The following is a 9,136-nucleotide window of genomic DNA, read 5'->3' on the forward strand; positions in this document are numbered from 1 at the left end:
GGAGCCGGAAAACCGCCGTCTCCAGACTAAAAATTTAGCTTTGCATCGTCGCGGTTAACGTCTAACTCGTACGATGTTTGGCATTTAATCGCATGTTCTATCTCGTACCCAAATCCCCAATGCTCCTCACACAAATCTAAATTTTTCCCTCAGTAAAACCTGAGATGCCTGGCAAAACCCGCCAGTCATCCCAGGTTTTACTGTTGCCACAGTTGGGCGGCACACCCGAGACCCAGCCCGGACCCTCCGGCCAAACCCCACAACGCTCCGCTGGATAGTAAGTGAAATCTCAGTTGCCTCGTATTGCTAGGAGACATAACGTCCATGAAGCGTGACTGATTCCGGTACGACAGTTATTTCTGTTTTATATGGTGCCGTCGAAAGATTTATTTTTTAACCAACGCTGTAGCGACTGGGCGGGGTCGGTGCGCGTGTAGTGCGGTTGGGATTTTCCTGTGAAAGCTATGGTGAGAGAAGACCGGTGCGGTTTTTGCGCCGGGCTTCTCCACACCATAGCCGGCAAAAATTAAGACCCGCCAGGAGAAAAAGATTTCCCAGCAGGTCCTAACAATACGTATTAAGTTCGTAACCCGAAGAACGGCGAGGCGGGGCTCAATTTTTAGGTTGAAGACCCGGTTTTTGGGGCTTCAACCGGCCGCACGGAAAATCCCAGCCGCACGGAACGCGCACCGGCCCCGCTCAGGCGCGGCCCTAGACCACTACCATGCCCAGAACTTCACCAATGACTTACGCTGCCGGACGCGTCAGCTAAGCCTGCTTCATGAATGAGGCGGGCGTGATGCCGTCCATCCCGATTAGTGGATCAACCGTATTGTTTGCCACCATCTCGTTCGTCAAGAACTCTGGAAGCTTCCGTTGCTCAGCTTCGACTGCTTCTGGCTCCTCCGCGACTCCGGAATCATGAACGCTTGAGGACTGATTAACCTCAACCTGTCGATCAGCGGCTTGCAAATCTTCTGCTGCTGGTTTGCCATCATCAGGGGTTGCACCACCCGCATCCTTTAGGCCGAACGCGGCGCGCAGCTGGGCGACGAGGCCGGTTTTGCGATTTGCCGCCAGTGTGGTTGCCGCTAAGCTGAACGCACTTGGCTCACCAATGAGGATGAGGAATCGTTTTGCCCGCGTGATGGCCGTGTACACAAGGTTCCGCTTGAGCATGCGGCGGCTTTGGAGTGTGAGCGGCAAAATGACCATGTCGAACTCGCTCCCCTGCGCCTTGTGGATGCTGGTCGCGTACGCCAGTGTGATTTTGGACCAATCACCGCGGTCGTACTGAAGCTCATTACCGTCAAAATCAATGGTGAGCGAATCGCCGTGACCCTTTTCGGCCTTGGTAATCCCAACGACCTTGCCGATTTCACCGTTGTACACGTTGTTTTCGGGATTATTCACCAGCTGCAGAACCTTGTCGCCAATGCGGAATATCATCCCGCTAGCGGTCTCAACCTGCTTGCTGTGGGCGCCGGCCGGGTTGAAGATTTCCTGAACTAATGGGTTTAAGCGGTCAACGCCGGCACTACCCCGATACATTGGCGCAAGCACCTGCACCTGCAGCGGGTCAAAGCCCTTGCGCACCGCCGCCGCGACCACCTGTTCAACCACCTGTGGCACCTGTTCCGGACTGCACGCAAAGAAGCTGCGGTCCGGTTTTTGCGTTAACAGGTCAGGCGGCAATTCACCCTCGTTGATTGCGTGGGCAAGAGGCACGATGGACGAATTATCGTCCTGCCGGTGAATGTGCGTGAGCTCGACACTCGGCAGCGCGTGACTGCTCAGAATATCGGCGAAAACCTGGCCCGGACCAACCGATGGCAGCTGGTCCTTATCCCCAACCAAAACGATGGTCACACCCGGATGCGCTGCGTTTAACAACGTCCGCAGCAGGTACGTATCCACCATGGACACCTCATCCACAATCAGCAGCCCATCCGGCAGGTCGCGCTCCTCGTAACTGGCATCGTCAATGCCCATCCCGAGCAGTCGGTGAATCGTGCTGGAGGGCAAATTCGTGGTCTCGGCAATGCGCTTGGCCGCACGTCCGGTTGGGGCGGCAAGCATAATCGGGAACGTTTCGGTCCCGCGGTACTTGTTCGGATCCAGGTCGATATCGTGCAACTCGGCAAAGCCGTGGACGACCGCGTTGATAATTGTGGTCTTCCCGGTGCCTGGGCCCCCAGTCAAAACAAAGACTGAACTGGTCAAAGCTTCCTTGATTGCCTCAATCTGCGTGCCGTCATACTCAATGCCCAGCGTGTCCTCAGCGTGGTCAATCGCCTTGGCCACCGCCTTTTCGCTGGGTACATTCTCCTTGACGCTGGCAAGACCGGCGAGCTGCCGCGCAATTTGGACTTCCGCGTCGTACAACCGCTTGGGGAACAAATGCCCATCGTGGGTCACCAGCCGGCGCTGCTGCACTAACTCCGCAATGGCCTGAAGCAGCACCTCATCGGAGACGCCGCGATTACCAAGCAGCTGGCGCGCCGCATTGAACAGGTCATCGGGTTCGACGTACGTGTCCCCCTCGCTTTCAGTGCGCTCCTCAAGGGCAGCGAGCAACGCACCAGCAATCCGCTCGGGCGCATCCAACGCAAACCCAAGTCCAGCCGCAATGCGGTCGGCCGTCACAAAGCCAATGCCGACGATATCGCTGACCAGCTGGTACGGGTTGGTCTTGATGATTTCCAGTGCGTCCTCGTGGTACTGGTTAAAAACCTTCCCCGCCAAGTTCCCACTGATGCCGTACTGGGCCAGGCCAATGACGATTTGCTCCATCCCCAGGTTTTCCTTCAGTGCGGCAATGAGCAGCGTCGCCTTTTCCGCGCGTAGGCCAACCTGATCCAGCTTCTTCGGGTTCTTCAGGATTTGGTCAATTGCGTCCATGCCGAGCACGTCAACAATCTTCGTGGCCGTTTTCGCCCCGATGCCTGGGAACCGAGAGCTCGCCAGGTAATTGATTAATCCCTCGCGACTAGTCGGTTGGTCACTTTTGTAGCTAGTGGCGGCAAATTGCTGTCCGTACTTGGGATGGTTTTCCATGTGGCCGGTGAAGGTGTATGTTTCGTCTTCCTTCATATCGGCAAAATCACCCTTCACAACAATTTCGGGTTCGGTCCACTTGACGGAAATAGCGGTGATTTGAATGAGCAAAATTTTGAACAGACTGTTCGGACTGGTGAAGAAGATGCTCTTCAGCTTGCCGCTGACGGTCGCCTCATCATTGTTCATCGTGCTGCTCCTGCTCGCTTAAAAAGTGCACGAGTTCCCGGGCACGCTGGTATGAATCAGGGTCCGCCTTCTTTGCCTCATCCAGATATTGCGAGCCGTCCTCACCCGTCGCGCTCACGGCCATGCCGTATGCGAGCAACACCTGAGCGTTCCCTGTCTTCAGCAGTGGCGCCAAGATTGGCTTAACTGGCTCATTGACACCCTGACCCAGCAGCAAGTTGGCCGTAAGCACTGCCGCATCAATCGCTTCGGGGAACAAATCGTGGGCCGTCATCGCAAAGGCGACCGCCCGCACGTCATCCCCGAGCTCCTGGTAGGACAGTGCAACCATGTACGCGGCATCGGCCCGCAGTGACGGCGTAATCTCCTTGCCCGTCAGTGGCAGCAGGCGTGCGAGTGCGTCCTTAAAGCTGCCCTGCTGGTAAGCCGACAAACCCCAGTTGTAGCGCAACTCAGGGTCATCGCGAAAGAGGCCGAGGGCTTTAACGATGAGCTCATCTGCCTGGTCGAACGCCTTCATGTTAATCAGCATCGCCGCCAGCATGCGGTATGCGTCCACCTCGCGTGGGTGCTCGTCAATGTAATGCACCGCGGCACTGATTGCGGCTTCCTTATCGCCCCCATTGAACTGATCAATGATTTCTTGCATGATTTACCTCCACCATGTTCAATTGCAAAGCGCAAGCAAAATATCTACTTGCTTGCGCCATACGCCGGTTTAAATTGTGTCAGTTGCGTCCCGCTTGCCCGGCAGGAAGTGGGTGTCATTCCACTTCACCATCTTATACGGCAGCTTTGGTCCTTCCACGGTCTCAATAATGGTGAGACTGCTGTTGGTGAGGCCACCGTCCTTGCGCAGGTCCGCAATCGGTGTGCCCACCAGGTGCTGAATGAGCGCGGCGAGTGAGGCCCCGTGCCCGATGAAGAGCAGATTGGCCTTCCCCGTGTCATCAGCTGCCACCGCGGCCTGAATTGCCGGCGTCATGCGCTCCAGCAGCTGCGGAAAGCTTTCACCGTGCAGGGCGCGCGGGTCATAATTGGCCGGGTCGTGCCGGAATGCGTGAAGCTCCTTGGGCCACTTTGCCTCAACGTCGACGAACGTCTGGCCTTCCATGAGACCCAAATTGAATTCACGCAAAGCCGGCATCACCGTTAGTGGTACTTTGTGGTTCAGTGCCTTCAGCAGTGTCTGGGCCGTTGTGCGGGTCCGTTGCAGGGGACTTACATACGCGTGCGCAAATTTGGTGCCATCGAGATACTTGGCCAGAGCCGCAATCTGCACGAAACTTTCTGGAAGCAGTGGTGAATCCCCCGCGGCGCCCTGGTACCGGCCCTCGAGGTTCCACTGTGTTTTACCGTGACGAATAAAATATAAACGCGTCAAAATCTTTCCCCCTACCTAGATAACCTCCATTATCCCACGGTAATGCTGTTTTCGCATCCCTTGCAGGCAATTTTGCTTGGACAAAAAAACCCCGGAATGTGCTGGACGGCAAATCCGTCAGCGTTCCGGGGCGTTGCTTAAATCTTGTTGGAGTTATCAGCAATCCGCTTTTGAATGGCCAAGCGACCAAACTTAACGGCTTCCGTAATAATCAGTACAACCAGCCCTGCCAGTGTTGGAATAATCCAGCCCACAAAGAAGTTAACCGGTGTGGTGTGGAAAATACCGTTCATGAACGGCAGGTAGATAATCCCGCACTGGAGCAGCAGCAGGATGCCGATGATCCAGAAGGCCATCTTGTTTTGGAAGAAGTACTTCGAGATGACCGGGTGGCTGTTACGCAGATTGAACAGGTAGAAAATCTTCCCGAAGATCACAATCTGCAGGGTAACTGTAGAACCAACAACGGTGCTCATCCCCTGGCCGTGCAGCCAGTCGAAGATGAATATCCCCATACCGGCAATGAGCAGCGCAACGTACGCAATTTCGACCCCGTGCCACTTGGTCAAAATCCCTTCGTTAACGTTCCGTGGTCCCCGCGCCATGATGCCTGTTTCTGGTGGTTCGAAGATGAAGGCAAACTGAATGGTCAGCGCCGACACCATGTTAATCCAGAGCAGCTGGGTTGGAAACAGTGGCATGTCTTGCTGAAGCGCGATACTGAGCACAACAACCAGCCCTTCAGCAAAACTGGTTGGGAGCAGGTAGCGAATCGTCTTCCGAATGTTGTCGAAGACGTGGCGCCCTTCACGCACCGATGTCAGAATCGTTGTGAAGTTGTCGTCAGCCAGAACCATGTCGGCTGCACCCTTCGCGACTTCGGTCCCCTTAATCCCCATGGCAATCCCGATATCAGCTTGCTTCAGCGCTGGCGCATCGTTCACCCCGTCACCGGTCATACCGACAACGTGGCCTTGTGCCTGCTGAGCGCGCACAATTCGGAGCTTGTCCTCTGGAGTGGCCCGGGCAAAAACGGTGTACCGGTCAATTTGGTCCTCGAGCTGCTCATCACTGAGTTTCTCCAGTTCCGGACCGGTAATGGCCTCAATGGATTCACCCATGTTCAGCTGCTTAGCAATTGCACTGGCAGTCCGCGGGTCATCACCGGTAATCATCTTAACCTTCACGCCGGCAATCCGCAGTTCCGAGATCGCGGTGGCAACCTCTGGCCGTGGCGGGTCAATAATCCCGACAAGACCGACGAAGTGCAAGCCTTCACCGATTACGTCCTGGTCGATTTCATCCACGCCGTCTGGAACAACCTGATAGCCGACCGCCACCAGCCGCTTACCATCGCTGGCAAGGCGGGTTACCTGGCGCTCTATTTCGGCATCATCAACTGGGGTACCGTGCGAGTTGGCCAAGCGCGCCAAGGTTTGTGGAGCCCCCTTCACCATCAGGACCTTTTGTCCGTCAACCATCGCCATGCGGGCGGAGTAACGAAACTGCGAGTCAAATGGCAGTGAGTCAATTTCGTCCGGATCTGGGTCCTTGCCGGTCAGCTTGTGGTAAAGCGAGGTGAGTGCGCCATCGGTTGGTTCACCGGTAAGCACCCACTGACCATCTTCATCGTGGAATTCCGCATCGGAGGTTTCCCCCGCAATCCGGACAAGCCACTTCAGGTCCTGGTTATTTTGCCAATCAACCGTTGCGCCGCGCGCGTCCATGATGTGCCCAGCGGCGGCATAACCGACCCCATCAACGGTGTACTGCTTCGTCCCAATGACAATGTCGGTAACCGTCATTTCGTTCTTCGTGAGTGTCCCCGTCTTATCACTGTTAATGATATCGACGGCACCCAAGGTTTCAACGGCCGGCAAGGTCTTCACAATCGCGTTTTGCTTGGTTAGCTTGCGCGTCCCCATCGCAAGCACAACTGACGTGCTGGCTGGTAGCCCTTCAGGCATGGACCCAACGACCATCGTGATGACGGCAATCGTCAGAGTTGGCAGACTGTAAACCTTCGTCCACAGCCCAACGATGAACAGCAAAATCGCCACGGCAACAATCGCAAGGGATAACTGCAACCCAAGCTTATTCAGGTTGCGGACCAATGGTGTTGGCTTTGGCTTAATCGTCTTGACGCTGTCCTGGATGTGCCCGATTTCGGTGTCCGCCCCAGTGGCAACAACCACCCCGAGGCCAGAACCGGTAGTCACCGCGGTGGACGCGAAGACCATGTTCGTCCGTTCGGCCAGCGGAATTGATGCCGCACCAAGCGGATCTTCCGTCTTTTCAACCGAATTGGTTTCCCCCGTCAGCACAGATTCCTGCACACTGAGGTTATCCGCCTCGATTAACCGCATGTCAGCGGGCACCGCGTCACCGGCTTCCAGCTGAACGAGATCCCCTGGGACCAAATCATGCGAGGATAATTCAAGTTTGTCCCCATCACGGTAGACATAATTGCTGGCAACAAGCAGCTCCGAAATCTTCGCAAGCGCGTTGTCGGCTGACTCCTCCTGGAAATAACCGATAAATGCGTTCGCAATGATTACGAGCGCGATAACCGCTGAGTCGGAGTAATGGTGCATGAAGAAGGTCAAAATCGCAGCGGCAGCTAGAATGTAGTTGATGCTGTCGTTAAACTGCTTGAAAAAGCGCAAAATCTTTGACTGTTTCTTCGCCACCAAGGCATTGGGTCCGTACTCGCGCAGACGCTTTTGCGCCTCGGTTGAGCTTAACCCGTTATCCATATCCGTCTTGTACTGCGCGGCTAATTCGTCACTACTTAATTGCCATAACGGCGGTTTAGCAGATTGTTGTTTCCCGTCCGGTCTTCCGGACTTTGACTCAGAAGAGTCCATTCAATCACCCTCTAATAATTTATTTTTGGTGGTGATTAGTTGCTTTAACTAATCACCTTTACCTGCTTAATTTAATTCTATCATACTAATGCCACCGCGAGATAGTTCGTTAGGCCTACCATTTAAAATATTTTGCAGAAACAAAAAAAGCCACAACCACCCAAATACGGGCGATTGTGGTAGCATAACTCGACGAATATCGTCAAGCCTTTTGCAAAAAATGACGGCGCGCAGATTCTACGTAAATCCACATCATCATTTATCTAATCGTTTTATAATTAAACGTACTGAAGCTCCTGGACCTCACTGTAGGCGTGATTGATTGTCCCGCCACCGAGGCACTCCTCACCGTCGTAAAAAACAACGGCCTGGCCAGGCGTGATTGCGCGAACGGGCTCGTCAAACGTAACCGTTGCGGTGTCTGCACCAGTCATCTTCACCGTCACGCCGGTATCTGGCTGGCGGTAACGGAACTTGGCGGTAATGTGGAACTCGTCGCCTGGGCACGTGCCAGTTGCAAAGGAAATGCCGGAGCAATCCAAACTGGTCGCCATCAGGTCAGGGTTGTTGAAGCCTTGGCCGACGTAAAGAATGTTCTTCTTGATGTCCTTGCCGGTAACAAACCATGGCTCGGAGTTCTCGCTGCTCCCACCAATCCCAAGGCCGGAACGCTGGCCGATGGTGTAGTACATGAGCCCACTGTGCTCACCCATCACCTGACCGTCGCGCGTCATCATGGTCCCTGGCTGTGCTGGCAGGAACTCGCTCAGGAAGTGCTTGAAGTTGCGCTCACCGATAAAGCAAATACCAGTGGAGTCCTTCTTCTTGGCGGTGGCCAAACCAGCCGCCTCAGCAATTGCCCGAACTTGCTTCTTCTGCAAGTGGCCAATTGGGAACATCGACTTCTTCAGCTGGTCCTGAGACAGCTGGCTGAGGAAGTAGGTCTGATCCTTACCCTGATCAGCACCACGAAGCATGTGGGTTACACCATTCTCGTCGGTGGTTACCTGTGCGTAGTGGCCCATCGCGATGTAATCAGCGTCAAGCTGCTCTGCGTAGTCGAGGAAAGCCTTGAACTTGATTTCCTTGTTGCACATTACATCAGGGTTGGGGGTCCGGCCGGCCTTGTACTCGTCGAGGAAGTATGTGAACACGCGGTCCCAGTACTCCTTCTCGAAGTTAATGCCGTAATACGGAATACCGATTTCGTCAGCTACCTTAGCGACGTCATCGTAATCTTCGGTGGCGGTACAAACACCGTCATCGTTCGTATCATCCCAGTTCTTCATGAACACACCGACCACGTCGTAGCCTTGCTGCTTGAGTAGCAGTGCCGAAACGGAACTGTCCACCCCGCCAGACATGCCGACAACAACGCGGATGTTGGAATTGTCCACAATAATCACCATCATTTCAATTAGATTCTAAAATCACCGATTTGAAGGTCGGAATTCCAGTAAATTCTAGTATAGCAGTCATTGCCAATTTTGCCTACCATTAGTAAGCAAATTGTCGTTGTCCGGCAGCTTCAGTTGTTTTGGTGGTAATAGGTACTGAGTGGCATAGGGGCCGCGACTGGGCGGGGCCGGTGCGCGTTCCGTGCGGCTGGGATTTTCCGTGCGGCCGGTTGAAGCCCCAA

Annotated in this window: 5 protein-coding genes; all 5 read right to left on the bottom strand. The window is 54.6% G+C overall.

Annotation, left to right across the window (positions count from 1 at the left end; all coding sequences use genetic code 11):
* Positions 1 to 768: 768 nt before the first annotated feature.
* Positions 769 to 3,246, bottom strand: coding sequence for an SF1B family DNA helicase RecD2 (gene recD2 / locus EKN00_RS08185; protein WP_127849648.1), 2,478 nt, complete (start codon positions 3,244 to 3,246; stop codon positions 769 to 771).
* On the bottom strand, positions 3,236 to 3,895 hold the full coding sequence (locus EKN00_RS08190; protein WP_127849649.1) for a tetratricopeptide repeat protein: 660 nt from the start codon (positions 3,893 to 3,895) through the stop codon (positions 3,236 to 3,238). Before EKN00_RS08190 ends, recD2 begins: the two co-directional genes overlap by 11 nt.
* Positions 3,896 to 3,964: 69 nt before the next feature.
* The gene (locus EKN00_RS08195; protein WP_127849650.1) at positions 3,965 to 4,630 is read right to left on the bottom strand and encodes a histidine phosphatase family protein; all 666 of its coding nucleotides are present in this window, start codon (positions 4,628 to 4,630) and stop codon (positions 3,965 to 3,967) included.
* A 137-nt stretch (positions 4,631 to 4,767) separates the two neighbouring features.
* Positions 4,768 to 7,497, bottom strand: a complete 2,730-nt coding sequence (locus EKN00_RS08200) for an HAD-IC family P-type ATPase (protein WP_127849651.1) — start codon at positions 7,495 to 7,497, stop codon at positions 4,768 to 4,770.
* 278 nt (positions 7,498 to 7,775) lie between these two features.
* Entirely contained in the window at positions 7,776 to 8,897 is a 1,122-nt protein-coding gene (mnmA, locus tag EKN00_RS08205; protein WP_277749633.1) for a tRNA 2-thiouridine(34) synthase MnmA, read from the bottom strand.
* Positions 8,898 to 9,136: the final 239 nt, after the last annotated feature.

The sequence above is a fragment of the Lacticaseibacillus hulanensis genome, assembly GCF_004010095.1.
Lineage (GTDB): Bacteria > Bacillota > Bacilli > Lactobacillales > Lactobacillaceae > Lacticaseibacillus > Lacticaseibacillus hulanensis.

Bases quoted from the DNA above. Each gene is read 5' to 3' on its own strand.
- EKN00_RS08200 (WP_127849651.1), bottom strand. From the start codon at position 7,497: ATGGACTCTTCTGAGTCAAAGTCCGGAAGACCGGACGGGAAACAACAA.
- EKN00_RS08190 (WP_127849649.1), bottom strand. From the start codon at position 3,895: ATGCAAGAAATCATTGATCAGTTCAATGGGGGCGATAAGGAAGCCGCA.
- recD2 (WP_127849648.1), bottom strand. From the start codon at position 3,246: ATGAACAATGATGAGGCGACCGTCAGCGGCAAGCTGAAGAGCATCTTC.